A 19,477-nucleotide genomic window follows, 5' to 3' on the forward strand; every position below is an offset into this window, starting at 1 on the left:
TGTGCTGACAACTTTTAAGATTTTAGTTCATATCGAAAGAAGGTAAACGTTTGAAATGTTTACGAGCATTCCATTTGTATTTCACAGAATCACGCCATTCGATACTTGCTACGCGTTTATCGACTGCTGTAACAATCCAACTTTCTTTATAACGCGGTGGATTAATGGTTGCACCAAACATATGTTTGATGATAATATCTTTTTCTAACTCTGACAAAGTTGTCAATTTGCGAGCATTACGATAGGCAATATGTGGATGTACATAAGCATGGCTCTTTGCAAATTTTGTTTCGCGCCAATCATAGTAGAAAAGATCGTGCAAAAGCCCTGCACGAGCTGTTGCTTTGGCATTCAAGCCTCGTTTTTTTGCAATAGTGTAGCTGACATAACTGACTTTCAGACAGTGTTGTAAGCGAGTTGAAGTGTAATGATGTGTGATTTTATCGAGTTTTTGGAGCTCGGGCATTTTGAGGAGATGACCGACATAACTCATATACTCGGCATCATTTAACCACGGTTGTTCATCTAAATTCATGAATTGATTATATCACGAAATTTGACTTTGTCAATGTAATATACAAACTTTTTTGATTAAATTTTTCTTTCTATTTATTTAGATTAATTGACTTCTTCTCTCACAAATTGATTCAAATGTGCTTTTTTATCTTGTTTTTATATTTATCTTTTTATTATTTTTCATTATATTCTCCAACTTTTGTAAACCATAATGTCATTCGTTATATTCTTTTATAGTACATCAGAGTTATCGAAGTAAGTTCGTGCTATCTCCGCCCTTTTGGCTACGCTGTTGATGCTCGCTAAGGCGCTGAAGCGCCTAGGCTTCTTGGACAAGACCACTTCGCCTTGCGACTTTAGTCGATTGCGATTTGAACTTGCTACTTTATAGGATAGCCGTTTGCGCTTCAGCACTTACGGATATGCTAGTTGTTACACCTAGTGGCTTAGTGAAATCGACAGCGTAGCAAAGCGGAGATAGAACGAATGGATAACGAAGCGAAGCGGAGGTGTGACCTCATATCTTTGATGTGGGGTTGTTTGCCCCTTTATCAGTCGAATCGCCTTTTGCTCTTACCATTTCGTCTTGCTAGCTTTGCTGGATTGCGATTTGAACTTCCGACTTTAGTCGGTTGCCACTGCGACTAGGTGCTTCAGCACCATAGCGAGCATGGACAGCGAAGCAACGAGGTTGCGGAGATAGTGAAATCGACAGCGTAGCAAAGTGGAGATAGAACGAATGGATAGCGGAGAGCGAAGCAAAGATGCAAACTTTATCAGCTAGCTTCGCATGACCACAGAACATTTGTCCTTTTGCTTAGCTGCTAAAGCAACAAGAGCAGAAGGCATTGGCTGTAAGGCACTAAAGTGCCGATGAACATTTGTCCTCTATCTCTAAGTCACTAAAGTGACAAGAATAGAGGCAACGCCAAATGACAATCAAACGGACAGCGTACTAGAGAAAATGGGCAAATGTTTTACGAAACTCCCACTGAACAAGTCTTGACTTCATTGATATTAAAGGAATTATTTATCAAAAATCAAAGTCCAGAGTTTACAAAGTCATAAAATTCCTGTATAATTGATAGGTATTAGAAAAATCTTGGAGGGTGTATTGTGCCCAACTGAGGATTCAATCATCAACCAGCTTTTCTACGAAAAGTACTAAAGGAGAACAAAATGGCTAATATCAAATCTGCAATCAAACGTGCTGAATTGAATAAAATCGCTAACGAACGTAACTCACAACAAAAATCTGCAATGCGTACTGCTATCAAGAAATTTGAAGCTGAACCAACTGAAGAATCTTTCCGAGTTGCTTCATCAGCTATCGATAAAGCTGCTACTAAAGGCCTTATCCATGCCAACAAAGCTTCACGTGATAAATCACGTCTTGCTGCTAAACTCGGCTAATCAAAAAACTTGTCAGCAGACAAGCTTTTTTGTTTAAAACATTACTCTACCAACAAAAAATTTCTCTACCTCATCAAATCATAGTTATTACTTCATTGGTAGGGGAATTGCGATTTGAACTTGCCACTTTATAGCATATCCGTTTGAGCTAAAGCCGCAACGGATATGCTAGTTGTTTCACCTAGTGGCTTGCCACTGCGATTAGGTATAGTGAGCATGGACAGCGAAGCAACAAAGTTGCGGAGATAGTGAAATCGACAACGGAGCAAATCGGAGATAGTGCGCACTTGCTAAATTGAAAAATCATAACTCAGTGGTTATGATTTTTTAAATATTTCAAAGTCGGAATCTAACATTCCAATGAGTGGATTGAAGTTCCCAGTTAGAATCATCTTTTCTGTCAAAATCCCAGACTGAATCACTGGTTCTTCATCATCTTCTTCAAAAAGCGAAATCGCCTCATTTACGGCAACTGATGTTTTTTTGTCAGTACTGACAGACTTATCAACAGGTATTTCCTCAAATCTGTCAGTCACTTCTTTGCTGTCAGTTATTTTTTCAGTCAAAAATCGCTCAATTAATCCTGTTTTACGGTTTGCTCCAGCTTTTGCAACAGCCGCAGCAAAAGCTTTTTTCTCTCCAAGTAAGATAAGACTTTGTTTTGCTCGAGTAATAGCTGTATATAACAGATTACGCTCTAACATTCGTGAATAGCTGGAAACCATTGGAACGACTACAGTAGAAAACTCTGAACCTTGTGATTTATGGATAGACATCGCATATGCCAATGTAATTTTGTACCACTCTGCTCGTGGATAACTCAATTCTTGACCATCAAAGTCCATAACTAACTCATCTTGCTTGCTCTCAGTAAATTTTGCAGGAATTAATTCAATAATAATACCCAAATCACCATTAAAAACGTTGGCTTGAGCATCATTAACCAGATGTAGAATCTTGTCTCCTTCACGAAATTTTAAATCATTAAAATTAAATTCGAGTCGCGCATCCAGCGGATTGAAAAGATTTTGGAGTAAGTCATTCATCGCATTTATTCCAGCAATTCCTTTATACATTGGTGCCAAGACTTGCAATTCAAAAGGATTATTCCCGCGATTTTTCCAAGCTTGCGCAATCTGCCCAATAAGCTGTGGAATCTGCTGACTACTTGCCTCAAAGTATGAACGATCTGCTTTCTTCTCCGTAAAATCATGAGGAAGTTCACCGTTTTTAATGTGATGCGCTAGATTTGTAATTGTTGAATCATTTCCTTGACGATAAATTTTGTCCAACTTAATTGATGGTATTTGAGAAATTTTCAGCAAATCAGCAAAAACTTGCCCTGGTCCAACTGAGGGAAGTTGGTCTCCATCTCCTACTAATAATACCTTCATAGAACTCGGAATCGCTTGAAATAGCTTATTTGCTAACCACGTATCAACCATTGAAAATTCATCAACAATCAAAAGACTACCTGATAAATCATTACCAAAAGACTCCGTATCTTCATCTTGACCCAAACCAAGATGTCGATGAATCGTTGCTGCTGGCAAACCTGTCAATTCATTCATTCGACGCGAAGCCCGCCCAGTCGGCGCTGCAAGCAATATCGGAAATAGATCATCAGTATAGTGCGCCGGATCCAAGTCGATTTTATGAATCCTTGCATAAACCTCAATAAAACCATTGATAATCGTTGTTTTCCCAGTTCCTGGACCACCAGTCAAAATGAAAAACTGTTGGTTCATCGCACTGATAATCGCCTGTTTTTGTAACTCATCGTAGGTCATTTCGAGGTCATTTTCAACTTCTGTCAGTACTGACAGGATTTTTTTATCAGCAAAATTTTTGTCAGCAATATCTGTTTCAGAAGTTCCTGCTTTTTGGGCGCTATTGTCAGCAACTATTGTTTTTGTCAGTGCTGACAGACTTTTTTTAATTCCTTCTTCTGCAAAAAAAAGCGAATTTTCAAATATTTTAGTTCCATCTTGTTGAATTTTTCCGTCAATAATCAGATGATTAATTTCAGCAGCAACTTCTGACGGATTAACTTCAACATTTCGCGCTTCTTCAAGAAGAAAAATGGTTTCAGAAAGAAGTTCTTTTGCCTCAATATAAGTATCTCCTGTCGCCAAAGAATGTGTATTGACAACATGCAAAAGCGCTGCCCGAAAGCGATTAGAGCTATCTGCTTCAATGCCTAACTCACTAGCAATCTTATCTGCGGTTTTAAAACCAACACCCTTGATTTCTTCAACAAGTTGATAAGGATTCTCTTCAATCTTCTCAAGCGTTTCGTCTTTATAAAGTTCATAGATTTGAAAAGTAATTTTACTTGGTAAACCATATTCTGCAAGCTTTGCCAATACTTTTTCCATTCCGTGATTCTCTCTCAAACGCTTAATAAAAGAATTTTTACGTGCAAGTGTCAATAAACCATCTAATTTCTCAGGCGCTTCAAGAATACGGTCTATTGTATTTTCAGGGAAAAGTTCAACAATTTTCTCTGCTGTTTTTTTCCCGATTCCCGGAAATTTATCTGACGAAAAATACTTTACTAGTCCCGCACTTGATGTAGGCATTGCCTTTTCATATTGCAAAACTTGCAACTGCTCACCATATTTTGGATGATGAGTTAAATTACCATAAAAAGTATAGCTATCTCCCTCAACCACATCCCCAATTGTCCCATTGACGACAATTTCCGAATCATCATAATCAGCATTAGTTTCATCAATTTCAATAAGTAACACTTTATAAAAATTACTCGTGTTGCTAAAAAAAATTGCCTCAATAGAGCCTGTCACATAAGTCTTTTCGGTCATAATACTTTATCCCAGATTTTCATTTCAAAATGACGAGTTCCCGACTCCAAAACGGTAAGTGTGTTATTAGCCAAACCACCAGCAGTACGCAATTCTGCAACATCAAAACCTGCTAAATGTCGTATTCCTGCTGTGCCTGAAGCCCCATGACCAACCAATAATACATTCTCCAAATCATCTGTCAGCAAATCTCTTGCCAATGCATCAAATCTTGAAAGCACTGATTTAACAGATTCTGCACCAAAAACAGAACCATCAAACTTGTCCAATTCAAACCTAGAATCATGCATTTCTTTTGGATATTTGGCAATTGCATCCTTAATCAACCACCCCTCTAACTCACCAAAATTCCATTCTGACAGCCTACTGTCAGCACTGACAGTGCTCTCAGTAATTAATTTTGCAGTTGTCAGCGCCCTTTGTTGTGGGCTAGATAACACCTTATCAAAAGAAATTGGAGCTAAATACTGACGGACACGTTCAATTGCTTGATAGGACTCTGGTAATAAAGCAGAATCTCCTTTCTGTCCCTGTAACCTTCGTTCTAAATTCCATTCCGTCTTACCATGTCTTACAAAATAAATTTTCATATCTAAAATGTGAGGATGATTGCTTTGAAGTACAAAAAATTCCTCATTAACGCCTCTGTTATATACTATAAATGAATAAACTCATTTCATCAGTCGTTCTGCAATAACGAGTTCTGGTGCACTTTTCGCGTCAGAACAGATGTGAAGCACCATAAGCCATTGTAGCCTTGTACAATGGTCTAGCTATAGTATAACTCCAGAGTGTCCATATCCAGTTCCTTTCTTTTATTCAAATCTCATAAATATTATAATGTCCAAGCATTCGTACCGTCACACCAAGACTTTTTAACTCTTCTAGCGCATAAGAAATCTTCTCATTTTCAACTAAATCAATGATGAAGAAATATTGTCCTAATCGTGTTTTCAACGGACGAGACTCAATTTTTGTCATATCAATATCACGCCAAGCAAAGACTGAAATAGCCTTATGCAATGCTCCTGGAAGATTTTCTGGTAAAGTAAGTGCAATACTGACTTTTTGCCCACAACTCACCAATGGTACCTCAGGGAAACAATGTCCCAATAACCAAAAGCGTGTATTATTTAATTCAATATCCTGAATATCTTTTGCTAATATCTCCAAGCCGTAGATACTCGCAGCTTCTTGATTAGCCACAGCCGCAATTGGCTCGATAGAGTGATTTTTCACAAATTCTGCTGCCATCGCTGTAGAATCTACCGCAATAAGTGATGCTTCAGGGTAATTTTTCTGCAGAAATTCTCTTGTTTGAGCCAAACCTTGAGGATGTGAATAAATTTTCTCAATTTTTTTATTTAAGTTAGTAACTAATAAATTTTGTGAGATAGATAGTACAACTTCAGCCACAACCTGTGCTGTACTCTTATGAAAAAGACTATCTATCGCAAGATTTACCGTTCCTTCTATGCTATTTTCTATAGGAATTAGCGCAAAATCACACTTCTTCTCATCATAAGCGGAAATTACATCAGCAATCGTATCAAAAGCAAGTAAATCTCCTTTAGGAAACGCCGACTTTGCGGCAATATGAGAAAATGAACCTATCGGTCCTAGATACGCTATTTTTATTTCTTTTTTCACAAATTTCCCTGCCAATCTCGAATTTCTTGAGCAATCTTGTCTGGTTGCTTATTTTCCACAGCAATAACTAAATCTGCTACTTTTTCATACACGGGAGTTCGCTTTTCAAATAATTTTCGCGCAAATTCCTTATCTTTAGCTAAAGGACGTTGATTTTTATCATCTTTTAAAATTCTTTGCCACAAAGAATCAAAATCACTTTTTAGATAAACAACTTGATTTTGAAAACCTAAAATATCCAAATTTCCAGTATTTTCTACAATACCGCCACCTGTTGCAATCACAAAGTCCATATGAATCGCAGCCTCAAAAACTTCTTGCTCCACTTGACGAAAATCATCCTCGCCAAATAAATCAAAAAATGTTGAAATCGGCATTTCAATTTGCTGCTCAATCATCTTATCCAAATCAATAAAATCATTCGATAAAAGTTTTGCTACTGTGGACTTTCCAGCACCCATAAAACCTATTAAAATTATACTCATAAATCTATCCAATATCGGCATTCACCGTCTATGATATTTTCCATTTGACCACCTGCTTGTTCAATCACATGACGGCTCACTTCATTCTCTACTTTTGCACAGACTAAAACCCGATAAATACCACGCTCCTTGTACTTTTCAAGCCCAAATTCTAACATTTTCCTTGCCAGTCCTTGCCTCCGAAAACTGGAAACAACAGCATATCCGATATGTCCACCCGTTTGAAACAAGCTTCCTTTTTCAATCTGCCATCGACAATTCAACATTCCCATCATGATACCCTGCTCAAAAGCGAAGTAAGTTGTTCCTGATGAGTGATTAGGGTCATCAGTTTCTATTTTTGAAGCGATTACTTCGTCAGTGGGAGAGTCTTTCTCTCCCACTGACGTTTAGTAGAACGAAAGCAAAGCTTAGTGTTGCTTATCCCTCCACCTGAAAGAGGTGGGGGATTTAGCAGACACTTGCTTGGTTAAATCCTCTGCAAAACTTAAATAATCATCAAACTGTAGTTCTTTTGCTTTTTCAATCATAAAAAGATGATGAAAAGGATTTTCATCTTTTTTCCATTCAACAACAAAATCTGAAAATGCCTTTTTATCTCCGAAATTCAATTCACGAATTTCCATCTAGTCGCTCCAAATCATCAAAAAAGCTTGGATAACTTGTATTAATTGCCTCAGCTCGCTCAAGCATCATCTCTCCTGATGAAACTAAAAGACTCGCAATCGCCGCCATCATCCCAATTCGATGGTCTCCAAGAGTATTCACAGTCGCAGCATGAAGTGGTGTTTTTCCTCGAATAATCATCCCATCTGCTGTCGGCTGAATATCTGCACCCATCGCATTCAAACTATCTGCCACCACAGCTATTCTATCCGTTTCCTTAACTTTCAACTCCTCCGCATCTCGAATAACCGTCTGCCCTTGTGCTTGAGTTGCTAAAAGAGCAATAATCGGTAATTCATCAATCAATCTTGGAATCAAACTCCCTGAAATCTCGCAACCTCTAAGCTGACTTGTACGGACACGAATTGTAGCTGATTTTGCTACATCATCTTGCTCTAAAAATTCAAGTTCTGCACCCATTGCTGAAATGACATCCAAAATACCTGTTCTTGTTTCATTTATTCCAACATTTTTCAAAACTATTTCCGAATTTGGCACAACTAGAGCGGCAACCAACCAAAAGGCTGCTGAAGAAATATCCCCTGGAACGATCACATCGCAAGCAGTTAAAGATTGTCCACCAGATACCAAAATAGTTTGTCCTGATACAGCAATCTCTCCACCAAACTGAATAAGCATCTCTTCAGTATGACTACGTGTCTTCTCTTTTTCTACTATCTTGGAGACTTCACCTTTAGGGGTTTGTAAAGCAGCAAAGATTAAGGCAGATTTAACTTGAGCAGATGCTACAGGCAGTTGATAATCAATTGCAGATAACTTTCCACCTTTTATTACCAAAGGAGGCAAATCTCTTGATGTTTGTCCTGTAATATCCGCTCCCATCATTCTCAAGGGTTGAGCAATTCTATCCATCGGTCTTTTTGACAAAGAATCATCACCAAATAACGTAGATTCAAAAGATAGACCAGCAAGGATACCCGAAATCAAACGTGTTGATGTTCCAGAATTCCCCATATCAAGTTTTTGCTTTGGCTGCTTTAGTCCTTCAAAACCTGTTCCATGAATCTTAATTAATTCACCATCATCTTCAATCTCAACTCCCATCGCCCGAAAAGCATTCATCGTTGAGATGACATCTTCTCCTCGTAAAATATCGCGTACATTTGTTGTACCATGAGCAATCGCTCCAAACATGATACTACGATGCGAAATAGACTTATCTCCTGGAACTTTTAACTCGCCACGCAGCCCTTGCGAATTTATTTTTAACTTCATTTTTTTCATCCATCCTATATAGCTAACTCACTGTAGAATTCACAGTGAGTCTTTCATAATTTTCTACAGTAAGGCAAGTGATTGCAGTCACTACTTCCCGTTTCAACATTTTTATCCAGAAGCTGAGAAATATAATACTCAAATATTTCTCGAAATACAGATTATAACTTCTCTCGAATTCGAAATAGCAAGCACACTCTACCTTTGTTCTATTAAAATTATAACAAATACACGCCTATTTTGCTTTACACAGTTGTGAAAAGAAATGAAAAGCACGTATTATTTCTCGTGCTCTTTAAAGTAACCGCTTCAATATATTTAAACCTGGTTCAGATATTCTTCTCGCATCAAAGCATAATAATCCGCTAAAAGAGATTCTCCAGCATAATCATCGTAAATCTGACCTAACTTTTTCATTCCTATTTTTTCCATTACTCGTCCAGACTGACGATTTCCAACGAAATGGCTCGCTGTTAAAACTTGGAGTTTCAACTGATTAAAAGCAAAATCTCTGAGGCAACTTACTGCTTCTGGCATCAATCCTCTCCCCCAATAATCAGGATGAATAGACCAACCAAAATCTGCTCCCTCTCCTCTGACTCTCAAATCAATTGAACCGATTAATTTCTGAGTTGTTTTTTCAACAATGCCATAAATAGTTAATCTATTTTTCATGAAGAAATTAACAATATCTAATTTCATAGCTTCCAAATCTTCTACAATTTTGAAACCTGCATTTTTGGCAAAATTTACATCACTTGCATACTCCAAAATATCCTGTGCATCAGACATCTCAACTTTACGCAAGATTAAACGTTTCGTTTCAAATCTCTCATGTTCTGCTAATGAAGTCAAGACTTATTCAGTGGGAGTTTCGTAGAACATTTGTCCATTTTCTCTAGTCGCTGAAGCGACTGATAAAAGGGCAACTCGCCACTGAATTTAGTCGGACGAAATTCAAGGCTTAGGTGCTGCTTTATCTCCGACCTAAGAGATCGGAGTATTAGCACGCACTTGCTTTGATAAAATAAGTGTTTTCATTTTATTTCCTCTTTATCATGCCACTTTGAAATCTGTTGCAAACTCTATAATCTCTCTTGCTCTTACCAAATCTTTTTCTGTTTTAAAACTAATTTGTAGTTGACCATGAATATCTTCACGATTTTCTTCATTTATTTTAATATTCGTGATTGAAATATCTTGTAGAAGAGCTAAAACTCTAAGAATCACTCCTTTTTCATCTGGAACAGAAATAAATAAATCGTAAAAATTAGGGATTGCACCTTTATGAATTTCCATTCCTTGTCTTATTTTCTTACCTGTATCAAAGAATGATTTAATTGCTTTCTCATCTTTTAATGAAATTTTTTCTGAAATTTCATCAAGCTGAGTTTTGAAATCTTTAATTCGATTGAGAATTGGCTCTGGGTTAGATAATAAGACTGCCGTCCACATTGTGCTATCTGCCTCAGCAATCCGTGTCATATCTCTAAATCCGCCGGCTGCGAGATTTTTGACTAAAGGATGCTCTTTGGAATAATCATCTGATTGTTGAACTAAAGATGAGGCTAAAATATGAGGGAAATGTGAAACTTGCCCTGTAATTTTATCATGTTCTTCTGGATTCAATATGATGAACTTGGCGTGCAAACCAGAGAGTATCTCTTGTAGCTCTGCGTTTTCTTCTGTCAATACATAATAAGCATTTTCAAATAAATTGACATCTGAAGCTAATATTCCTGATTTGTGAGAGCCAGCCATTGGATGTCCTCCAATGAATTTCACATTTTTATCATGAAAAACTTTTATTGCTCTCTCCATCACTCGTGATTTCGTAGAACCAGTGTCGGTAATAATGACATCTTTCTTTAATTTAAGCTGGCTCAATTGACCCAAAATTTCTAATGTTACATCTATCGGAGCAGCGAGAATAATGACATCTATCTCTTGAATTTGCTCTAATCTTGGGATACTTTCATCAATAATACCCAGAGTTTTAGCAAGGTTTTGAACGTCTTTTTTATCATAGCCAATAATTTGATGCTCAGGATGCGTTCTCTTAATCCCCAATGCGATGGAACCACCAATTAAGCCCAATCCAATAATTAATATTTTTTTCATCTTCTCACTCTTTCGTTAATGTAACGCAAGTTCCTTTACCAATTTCGGATGTAATTTCTATTTTAAATTCTAATTTATCCAAAATCAACTTCGCAAGATACAACCCTAATCCCGTTGATTTTTGTTGAATTCGTCCATTAAAACCAGTAAAACCATGCTCAAAAAGTCGCGGAATATCTTCAGAAAGGATACCAATTCCCGTATCTTTAATGCTAAATTTTCCTGGTTCAATTTGAACCAAAATCCCACCTTCTTTTGTATATTTGACAGCATTATTAAGCAGTTGTTCAATAGCCAAACTCAGCCATCTTTGGTCACTGACAACTGACCATTCTCCTTCAATCTTTACTGACAAATTTTTTTGAATGAAGAAACTACTGTATTTTTTTACCAAATCTTTTGTCAGTGCTGACAGACTAATCTGATTAAATCTAAAATCTGTTGCAAGATTATTTATTCTTTGATATTCGAGAAGTATTTTCAAATAATTTTCCAATGAAAAAAGTTGATTTTTTAGCTCTCTCTCATTTATCTTTGTCTGCGTCATTAAATCAATTGCAGATAATGGAACTTTCATTTGATGAGACCAGACGCGGATAACATCTTCAAAATCACGCTCTGCAAGGTTTTGTTGTTCCAACCTTTTCTGTAAGTTTTTATTTTCTTTCGTCAGCACTAACACTTTTTCTCGGATTGATTTCCATCGAAAATAAGAAGAAACTAAGTAAATAATAAAAATAACCAAAGCAAATAAAGTGCTATTCAGAAGCGCCATCATTGGCAAATGCCAAAGCAAAAAATCTACAACATAAATAGCTAGAATTAGAAGGAAAACCCCTATCTGCGGCAACTTTGATTTCAAAAATTTAAACCAGAGCATAGCCACATCCTCTTTTCGTCATAATGTGTTCATCAAAGCCAATCTCAGCCAATTTTTTACGTAAACGAGTCATTTTTACGTTCAAAGTATTCGTATCAATAAACTCATCAGTTTGCCATAACTCTTGTAAAATTTTCTCTTTTGTCACGACTTCACCATTCGCTCGGAAGAGTAAGGTTAAAATTTTATTTTCAGATGTTGTTAATTCAATTTCAATTCTGTCAGTACTGCGACTTCGATTAGATGTTTCAGCATCGTAGCGAGAATCGACAGCATGTATCTCGTCAGTATTCTGACGAGATTGCGAGATGACAAGATTTTTGTCAGTACTAATTGAGTTTTCTGTCAGTAAAAATCCTGCAAACTCTAACTTCTCAGCACCTGAAAATGCATATGAACGCCTTAAAAGTGCCTTAATTTTTGCCGACAATATCTCCAAAGAAAAGGGCTTCGTAACAAAATCATCCGCTCCCTGATTCATCGCTGTAATCTGATTCATATCATCTGACGACGATGAGATGAAAATAATAGGAATTTGAGAAACTTTCCTAAGTTCACTCGTCCAATAAAAGCCACTATAAAAAGGTAAACCAATATCCATTAATACTAAATCTGCATCAAATTCTAATATTTCCTGCTTAACAGCTCTAAAATTTAAAACACTTCTCACATGAAATTCATTTTCCAATGAAGCTTTAATCGCTTTAACGATAATTTCATCATCTTCCACAATAAAAATCTTATTCATCTTTCTCTCCTCTCACTTTCTCCATTGTCATCTATTACATTTTTTAGAACATTTAACCTAGCAAGTGCGTGCTATCTTCGCCCTTTGGGCTACGCGATAAACATTTGTCCGTTTTATCTAGCCGCTGAAGCGTCTGATAAAAAGGCTGTCCATCCTCGCTACGGTCCTACGTGCTTCACACGCCGTTCTACGAACGGTCTACGCAACTTCATTGCTCCGCTGTCCGTTTGCTTAACTGCTAAAGCAGCAAGAGCAAGAGGCAGAGCAATAAGGCGAAATGGCAAGCTCTGCTTTCGTTCTACTAACATCAGTGGGAGAGAAAGAATCTCCCACTGATGAAGTAATCACTTCAAAATGAACCTGATTTAGTTTTAACAGCCATCTCAGTTCCACTAAATCGCTCATACCAAAGTTTCTTGGTTCTTAACAGCCCAGCAAAAATCACATCTAAGATTGGCAATGCAATCAAGGCAAGGACAATCATCGCCATCAAATAATTTTGTGCCAAATCCTGCTCTGGCACCTCACCTGAACGTTGTAAAAAATACATTTCCAAATAAACTAATGAAAAATTCACTGACATCAGCAGTTGTCTCAATAAAATACGCCATCTATTTTTCGATTTTATTCCTATCTTCAACAATAATTGTCCTAAACTCGCTTTAAATACAATGGGAATAAGCAGAAATACAATAACTTCTGATAGATAGGAATAAGGAAGCAAAATTCCAACAATCAATACTACAAAACCATCCACTATAAAAGCAACAAAACGTCGAAGTAAACTCACTTTAACCTGCTCACTAGCCACAGCATCTAAATCAGGAAGAACTTTTTGCAAAAGTATTGCAAGCGCAAAACCGAGTAAGCTTCCCAAAAGATTAATCATCAAATCATCCACATCAAAGAGACGATAAGGCCTAGGATAGAGTCCAAAAAGTGCTGAACGTTGCAAAAGTTCAAAAGATAGAGTTAGTAAAAAGCCCAAAATAACTGTTTGCTTAAATGTTCGTTTAAATAAATAACGTAAATAAATCCCAAAAGGTATTGTCAACAATAAATTGAAAAATGGCTGAATAAATGTAAAGCTTTTAATAGCTGATAACCATGTTGCTGGCTCATCTAAGCGAAACGGACTATATAATATAAACTGTCTAACAAATTCAAAAGGTACAAGATTTTGCTTAGGTCCTGTCATCTTTGCAACTTCTGCTACATTGGGTAAAGGAAAAATCGTCATTGCATAAGCACAAATTAAATACAGAATAAAAGAAAAATTGACAAAGAAACGCCAAGTGTTAACATGACCATACTTTCGATACTGCACGATTAAATACGGAATCAAAGCAAGCAACAGAAAAACGAAAAATAATAAAACACCAATTTGGATAGAGTGAAGATATGTTGTCATAATTTCCTTTCATTGAAGTGATTATTTCATCAGTGGGAGATTCTTTCTCTCCCACTGATGTTAAGGCGCAACCTCTAGGTGTAACAACTAAGCGACCTGTACGCAACTAAAGCTGCAACAGTCTGCTTAACATCAAAGATATGAGGTCACACCGTAGCAAAGCTTCGTTATCCATTCGCTCTAAAGCGACTAAAGTCGCAAGGCGAAGTGGTCTTGTCCCTGAAGTCTAAGCGCTATCTCCGCTGGGCTACGCTGTCCACACCACGGGTATCCATGCTCGCTAAGTGGACAAAGCTACAAGTCGAGTGGCAAAGCGCCAAGACCCTAGGCAGTAGAACGAATGCAAAACTTGCCATTTCGCCTTATCGCTTTGCCTTTTGCTCTTACTGCTTTAGCAGCCAGCTTCGCATGACCACAGGACATTTGTTCGTTTGCTCAGCTGCTAAAGCAGTAAGAGCAAAAGGCATTGGCTGTAAGACACTAAAGTGACAAGAATAGAGGCAACGCCAAATAGCAATCAAACGGACAGCGTAGCCCCAAAGGGCGGAGATAGCACGCATTTGCTTGGTTAAAACTATCAATTCTATATATGATATTCTTGAACACTTGAGATTAGCTATAATCCTAACAAGATATCTTAAGATTTTCCAAAAAATTATACTAAACTTATTAATAAGGTATTCTGATATAAAATCAGCCTACTATCAAACTTTGTTCCCATTATACCAAAAATTAAGTTATTCCTCCTCTATCCCTATTATCATATAAAAAACTCAAACAGCTCTCGCCATTTGAGTTTTCCGATTATCTGTTATAACTGATCCTTTATCAGAACCAACAACGGATTGACATTGCAATCTCACTTCATGAGTAAAAACAATGTCTGCTTCGCCGTTCTGAGAACGTTCTACATTCGTTTCTCTGACTATGCTGTTCATTTAAGCAAGGGAAGCTAAGAGCGAATGGACATCTGCGCTATAAAACTCTATCGGACTTTGAAATGATTACTTCATTAGCGGGAGATTCTTTCTCTCCCACTGAGGTTAGGGCACAACCTCTAGGTGTAACAACTAAGCGACCTGTACGCAGCTAAAGCTGCAACAGTCTGCTTAACATCAAAGATATGAGGTCACACCGTAGCTCCGCTTCGTTATCCATTCGCTCTAAAGCGACTAAAATCGCAAGGCGAAGTGATCTTGTCCCTGAAGTCTAAGCGCTAAGACCCTAGGGCAGTAGAACGAAAGCAGAGCTTGCTATTTCGCCTTATCGCTTTGCCTTTTGCTCTTGCTGCTTTAGCAGCTAAGCAAACGGACAGTGGAGCAACGAAGTTGCGTAGACCGTTCGTAGAACGGCGTGTGAAGCACGTAGGACCGTAGCGAGGATGGACAGCCTTTTTATCAGACGCTTCAGCCGCTAGATAAAACTGACAAATGTTTATCGCGTAACCCAAAGGGCGGAGATAGCAGATACTTGCTTGGTTAAAGTGAATCTAGTATAATTTGTAACAACTTTTGTCCTCTTTGCACATTTCCTTGAGTATCAGATAACACTTCTATATATTCAGCCGAATTTGTTACGACAATTGGAGTAACTGTTGAAAGTCCTGCTGCACTAATAGCATCTAGATCTACTTCTACCAACACATCACCTCTCTTGATATGCTCTCCAACAGAAATCTTCAAGTCGAAAGGTTTTCCATCCAAACTTACAGTATCCAATCCGATATGTATTAAAATTTCAACTCCTTCATCACTCGTAATTCCAATCGCGTGTTTGGTAGGGAAAGTCATTGTAACCACACCATCGATAGGGGATACAAATTTACCATCTGTAGGTTTTATCGCAATTCCTTTACCTAAAATTCCTGTTGAAAAAGCTTCATCTTCTACATCGCTAAGTGAGATTGCTTCCCCATTCATTGGTGAGAAAAGTTCAATCGTATGTGAAAGGGTTTGAACTTCATGGTCTTTCGCCCAATGGTCAGCCTTATCTTTTTCAGATTGTGGAATTCCAAAGAAATAGGTTGCAATAAATCCACCAGCATAAGCACTTAATAGACCAATAATATAAATCCACCAGCGTCCACCTGCAATCAAAGGAATAAGTGCAAGCCCCGAAGGGCCAACAGTAATCGCTCCTGCATTACCCAATGCACCAATCACTGCACCGCCAATACCACCACCGATACATGAAGTGATAAAAGGTCGTCCCATCGGCAAAGTAATCCCGTAAATCAAAGGCTCACCAATCCCCAAAATCCCAACGGGTAGAGCGCCTTTAACCAGCTTCACAAAATCTTTATTTTTTCTCAAGCGAATCCATAAAGCAATAGCGGCACCAACTTGACCTCCTCCAGCCATTGAAAGCAGTGGAAGTAACTGAGTTGAACCTGTTTTTGCAATCATCTCCATATGAATCGGCGTCAAAATTTGATGCAACCCAAACATAACTAAAGGCAAGAAGAAAGCACCTAAAATAAATCCAGAGAAAGCTCCACCAACATTGAGCACCCAGTTAATACTTCCTACTAAGCCAGTAGATACCCAACCCGCAACAGGCATGATTAAGAAAATAGTTGCCAGTCCAATAATTAATAAGCTTAACGTTGGGGTCACGATAATATCAATTGAATCTGGAACCCATTTATGTAATCTTTTTTCCAATAACGATAAAAGCCATACAGCAAATATTGCTCCAATAATCCCACCTTGTCCTGCATTTAAAGGGGTTCCTGTAAAAATATTAGTTAATGGAGCATCTGGTGTTACACCCGTTAGTAATGTCGCAGCTCCAATAATACCACCCAATGATGGAGTTGCACCAAATTCAGTTGCAGCATTGATCCCTGTAAAAATAGCAAGATAAGTGAAGATACCATTTTTCAAAATATTTAATACTAACACCGTTTGTTGCCAAGTTCCAGCATCAATCGATCCAGCAGCGATTAGGTTTGATAGTATTGAGGCTACGCCGCCAATCAAACCAGCACCAACTAATGCTGGAATCAAAGGAACAAAAATATTAGAAATAGACTTTAAAACAGCTTTAAACTTACTCGGCTTATCATATTTATCTTTAGCTGCCGATTTTGTACGAGCAGCAAGTTCCGCCAAATCTTCTTCACTTCCAGGAAAAGTGTCGCCAAGTTTGACGCCTACCTTATCTACCATTGCTTGCGCAACCTTATTTACCGTTCCAGGTCCAATGATTACTTGCAAAGTTTCATCGTCCACTATTCCTAAAACACCTTCAATTTTCTTCAAACTATCCATATTAACTTTTGAATAATCTTTAATGGTCATGCGTACACGAGTCATACAATGAATGACACGTACAACATTACTCTCTCCTCCGACTTGCTCATAGATTTCACGAGCAATACGCTTTACTTTATCATCTGCCATAAGTGACAGCCTCCTTTTTTAAGATGTAAAGAGTTCATTCATTCCAATAAGTGAACTCCATTTTGAAATGATTACTTCATTGGTAAGGGACTCTTTCTCCCTCCACCAATTGTTAGGCTACAACCTCTAGGGGTGCGACCTATACGCAGCTAAAGCTGCAACAGTCCCCTTATCCCACTACCTCTAAGAAGGGGAAATTAGCATATACTTGCTAAGTTAAACTTTTTTCACAAGGTATCCTTCACAAAACCTTTGGCAGAAATTAATTTTTGCTCTGCTGTTTTTTTATCTGTTTGAGTCAAAATCATGACAATCGCGAGTTTCACATTTTCTTGCGCTTCGCTAAACTTGAGCGTTGCTGTTTCATAGTCACACTCTGTCGCTTGCATAATAATACGTTTTGAGCGTTCAACCAATTTTTCGTTCGTTGCTTTTACATCAACCATCAGATTGTTATAGACTTTACCGATTCCAATCATTGAAATTGTTGAAATCATATTAAGAATTAGCTTTTGCGCAGTTCCTGCTTTCAATCGGGTTGAGCCTGTCAAAAATTCTGCTCCACAGTCAACTTCAATTGGTAAATTTGCATGCTGACTAATTTCAGCATTAAAATTGCACGAAATCGTTCCTGTATTTGCTCCAATTTCTCGTGCATAATCGAGTGCGCCAATCACATAAGGTGTTCTGCCACTCGCAGCAATCCCAATGACCATATCATCCTTAGTCAGAGCCAAATGAATCAAATCTCTCTTTCCTAACTCCAAATCATCTTCTGCGCCTTCAACTGCAATCGTCATTGCTCTCTCTCCACCCGCAATCAAACCGATGACCATCTCTGGACTTACACCGAAGGTTGGAACACATTCCGCTGCATCAAGAACTCCTAATCGACCGCTTGTTCCAGCACCGAGATAGATCAGCCGTCCTCCTTTATTAAAAGCTTCAATGGTTGCCGAGATAACGTTCTCAACTTGTGGTAATACTTTTTCGACGGCCTGTGCAACTTTTTTGTCCTCTTGATTCATCAATGTTACTGCTTCGCTCACACTCATTTTATCAAGTCCAAAAGTATCTTTATTTCTTTTTTCTGTAATTAAATTTTCTAAATTAATCAATCCTTGCTCCTTTATAGAAATTTTATTTTATTTTCACATCGAATATAATAACATAAAAGAAATTTTATTTCAATCATTAAAATAAAAAAAAGAGCTTAATCACTCTTTTTTTCTATTTTGTTAATTGCTTTTAGTGATTTCAGGATAGAATCTCGTGAACGCTGAAAATTACTACTAACATAAGTATAAAATAAAATGTCAACAAGATAAATTTGTGCCATCATAGATACTGTAGCTGCTTGCCGAAATTCAAAATTCTCTCCAGAAATAGAAATTAATGGATAATCTACATTCTTTGCCAAACTAGAATTTTCTTTTCCTGTAATAGCTACTGTCGTAATTTCCTGACTTTTGGCCAATTCAACCATTTCTAATACTTCTTTTGATTCACCTCTATCACTTACTGCAAAAAATAATTTTTTTTGCTTATTATTCGTCAATATAACTGCTGTTGTATGCGTATTATCTTCGCACATCGCAGTTTTACCAATACGGTTGAACTTCTGGGCGAGGTCTTGTGCTACTAAATATGACGCCCCTATACCAAATACAAAAATAAGTTGTGCTTCTTCAATCAGTTGGGCGGTTATTTTCAGGGCATCGTTAGAGAGGTGTTCATTAACTAATTCTGTCATGTGATTGATTCTGGCTTTCAATTTAGATTTAATAGAATCAATTTCTTCGTTTGGCCGTAATTCTTGAAAATCTGTTTCAGATTGAGCATTTGCCTGCCAAATAGAAAGCTGCTGTTTGAGGTGAGGCACTCCATCAAGCCCAATTGACTTAACAAATCGGACGACTGTAGCTGGCGATACTTGACTATTTTTTGCGATGTCTTGTGTACTTAAAGTGATAATTTCATCAGGAGATTTCAAGATATATTCTCCAACTTTTGCTTCATTTGGGGAAAGTTCTTTTAGCTTAGATTGGATTTCTAGTAGAATATTCATACTTTTATTATATCATAAGCATGAAACTTTATTTCACAAAAAAGATGCCGAAGC

17 protein-coding genes are annotated in these 19,477 nt (G+C 37.5%); 1 reads left to right on the forward strand and 16 read right to left on the reverse strand.

From position 1 onward, the window contains the following. Positions 1-22 precede the first annotated feature (22 nt). On the reverse strand, positions 23-535 hold the full coding sequence (locus FLP15_RS11635; protein ID WP_120772158.1) for an HD domain-containing protein: 513 nt from the start codon (positions 533-535) through the stop codon (positions 23-25). 1,160 nt (positions 536-1,695) lie between these two features. On the opposite strand from FLP15_RS11635, the gene rpsT reads away from it, so the two are divergent. Further along, the gene (rpsT, locus tag FLP15_RS11640; protein ID WP_120772159.1) at positions 1,696-1,929 is read left to right on the forward strand and encodes a 30S ribosomal protein S20; all 234 of its coding nucleotides are present in this window, start codon (positions 1,696-1,698) and stop codon (positions 1,927-1,929) included. A gap of 317 nt (positions 1,930-2,246) precedes the next feature. On the opposite strand, the gene recD2 is transcribed toward rpsT, so the two are convergent. The 15 genes from recD2 to FLP15_RS11715 form a co-directional block, all read right to left on the reverse strand. Further along, a complete protein-coding gene (recD2, locus tag FLP15_RS11645; protein ID WP_142767248.1) occupies positions 2,247-4,754 on the reverse strand; it encodes an SF1B family DNA helicase RecD2 in 2,508 nt (835 codons plus the stop codon). Continuing rightward, positions 4,751-5,344, reverse strand: coding sequence for a histidine phosphatase family protein (locus FLP15_RS11650; RefSeq protein WP_142767249.1), 594 nt, complete (start codon positions 5,342-5,344; stop codon positions 4,751-4,753). Before FLP15_RS11650 ends, recD2 begins: the two co-directional genes overlap by 4 nt. Positions 5,345-5,573: 229 nt before the next feature. Next, positions 5,574-6,392, reverse strand: a complete 819-nt coding sequence (gene pheA, locus FLP15_RS11655) for a prephenate dehydratase (protein WP_142767506.1) — start codon at positions 6,390-6,392, stop codon at positions 5,574-5,576. 8 nt (positions 6,393-6,400) lie between these two features. Beyond that, entirely contained in the window at positions 6,401-6,889 is a 489-nt protein-coding gene (locus FLP15_RS11660; RefSeq protein WP_142767250.1) for a shikimate kinase, read from the reverse strand. After that, positions 6,886-7,272, reverse strand: a complete 387-nt coding sequence (locus tag FLP15_RS11665) for a GNAT family N-acetyltransferase (RefSeq protein WP_142767251.1) — start codon at positions 7,270-7,272, stop codon at positions 6,886-6,888. The genes FLP15_RS11660 and FLP15_RS11665 overlap by 4 nt, the downstream gene beginning before the upstream one ends. 27 nt (positions 7,273-7,299) lie before the next feature. Then, a complete protein-coding gene (locus tag FLP15_RS11670; RefSeq protein WP_142767252.1) occupies positions 7,300-7,515 on the reverse strand; it encodes a tRNA(Met) cytidine acetate ligase in 216 nt (71 codons plus the stop codon). Beyond that, the gene (aroA, locus tag FLP15_RS11675) at positions 7,502-8,791 is read right to left on the reverse strand and encodes a 3-phosphoshikimate 1-carboxyvinyltransferase (protein WP_142767507.1); all 1,290 of its coding nucleotides are present in this window, start codon (positions 8,789-8,791) and stop codon (positions 7,502-7,504) included. Before aroA ends, FLP15_RS11670 begins: the two co-directional genes overlap by 14 nt. 318 nt (positions 8,792-9,109) lie before the next feature. After that, positions 9,110-9,646: a GNAT family N-acetyltransferase gene (locus tag FLP15_RS11680; protein WP_223804643.1), complete on the reverse strand. Its 537-nt coding sequence runs from the start codon at positions 9,644-9,646 to the stop codon at positions 9,110-9,112. 201 nt (positions 9,647-9,847) lie between these two features. Then, the gene (locus FLP15_RS11685) at positions 9,848-10,912 is read right to left on the reverse strand and encodes a prephenate dehydrogenase (protein WP_142767253.1); all 1,065 of its coding nucleotides are present in this window, start codon (positions 10,910-10,912) and stop codon (positions 9,848-9,850) included. Positions 10,913-10,916: 4 nt separating this feature from the next. Beyond that, positions 10,917-11,792 carry a sensor histidine kinase gene (locus FLP15_RS11690; RefSeq protein ID WP_142767254.1) on the reverse strand — a complete coding sequence of 292 codons (876 nt, stop codon included), beginning with the start codon at positions 11,790-11,792 and terminating at the stop codon, positions 10,917-10,919. Next, positions 11,779-12,540, reverse strand: a complete 762-nt coding sequence (locus FLP15_RS11695) for a response regulator transcription factor (RefSeq protein WP_142767255.1) — start codon at positions 12,538-12,540, stop codon at positions 11,779-11,781. Before FLP15_RS11695 ends, FLP15_RS11690 begins: the two co-directional genes overlap by 14 nt. Before the next feature lie 349 nt (positions 12,541-12,889). After that, a complete protein-coding gene (locus FLP15_RS11700; protein ID WP_142767256.1) occupies positions 12,890-13,951 on the reverse strand; it encodes a VanZ family protein in 1,062 nt (353 codons plus the stop codon). Between the two features lie 1,478 nt (positions 13,952-15,429). Then, positions 15,430-17,355, reverse strand: coding sequence for a glucose PTS transporter subunit IIA (locus FLP15_RS11705; RefSeq protein WP_142767257.1), 1,926 nt, complete (start codon positions 17,353-17,355; stop codon positions 15,430-15,432). Positions 17,356-17,582: 227 nt separating this feature from the next. Continuing rightward, positions 17,583-18,470, reverse strand: coding sequence for an N-acetylmuramic acid 6-phosphate etherase (murQ, locus tag FLP15_RS11710; protein WP_142767509.1), 888 nt, complete (start codon positions 18,468-18,470; stop codon positions 17,583-17,585). Positions 18,471-18,568: 98 nt separating this feature from the next. After that, positions 18,569-19,423: a MurR/RpiR family transcriptional regulator gene (locus tag FLP15_RS11715; RefSeq protein WP_142767258.1), complete on the reverse strand. Its 855-nt coding sequence runs from the start codon at positions 19,421-19,423 to the stop codon at positions 18,569-18,571. Positions 19,424-19,477: the final 54 nt, after the last annotated feature.

The organism is Lactococcus protaetiae (assembly GCF_006965445.1).
Taxonomy (GTDB): domain Bacteria; phylum Bacillota; class Bacilli; order Lactobacillales; family Streptococcaceae; genus Lactococcus; species Lactococcus protaetiae.

Coding starts and splice junctions, on each gene's coding strand:
- FLP15_RS11705 (WP_142767257.1), bottom strand. CDS start 17,355: ATGGCAGATGATAAAGTAAAGCGTATTGCTCGTGAAATCTATGAGCAA.
- FLP15_RS11700 (WP_142767256.1), bottom strand. CDS start 13,951: ATGACAACATATCTTCACTCTATCCAAATTGGTGTTTTATTATTTTTC.
- recD2 (WP_142767248.1), bottom strand. CDS start 4,754: ATGACCGAAAAGACTTATGTGACAGGCTCTATTGAGGCAATTTTTTTT.
- FLP15_RS11695 (WP_142767255.1), bottom strand. CDS start 12,540: ATGAATAAGATTTTTATTGTGGAAGATGATGAAATTATCGTTAAAGCG.
- FLP15_RS11715 (WP_142767258.1), bottom strand. CDS start 19,423: ATGAATATTCTACTAGAAATCCAATCTAAGCTAAAAGAACTTTCCCCA.
- FLP15_RS11685 (WP_142767253.1), bottom strand. CDS start 10,912: ATGAAAAAAATATTAATTATTGGATTGGGCTTAATTGGTGGTTCCATC.
- FLP15_RS11670 (WP_142767252.1), bottom strand. CDS start 7,515: ATGGAAATTCGTGAATTGAATTTCGGAGATAAAAAGGCATTTTCAGAT.
- FLP15_RS11650 (WP_142767249.1), bottom strand. CDS start 5,344: ATGAAAATTTATTTTGTAAGACATGGTAAGACGGAATGGAATTTAGAA.
- rpsT (WP_120772159.1), top strand. CDS start 1,696: ATGGCTAATATCAAATCTGCAATCAAACGTGCTGAATTGAATAAAATC.
- FLP15_RS11635 (WP_120772158.1), bottom strand. CDS start 535: ATGAATTTAGATGAACAACCGTGGTTAAATGATGCCGAGTATATGAGT.
- FLP15_RS11660 (WP_142767250.1), bottom strand. CDS start 6,889: ATGAGTATAATTTTAATAGGTTTTATGGGTGCTGGAAAGTCCACAGTA.
- FLP15_RS11690 (WP_142767254.1), bottom strand. CDS start 11,792: ATGCTCTGGTTTAAATTTTTGAAATCAAAGTTGCCGCAGATAGGGGTT.
- aroA (WP_142767507.1), bottom strand. CDS start 8,791: ATGAAGTTAAAAATAAATTCGCAAGGGCTGCGTGGCGAGTTAAAAGTT.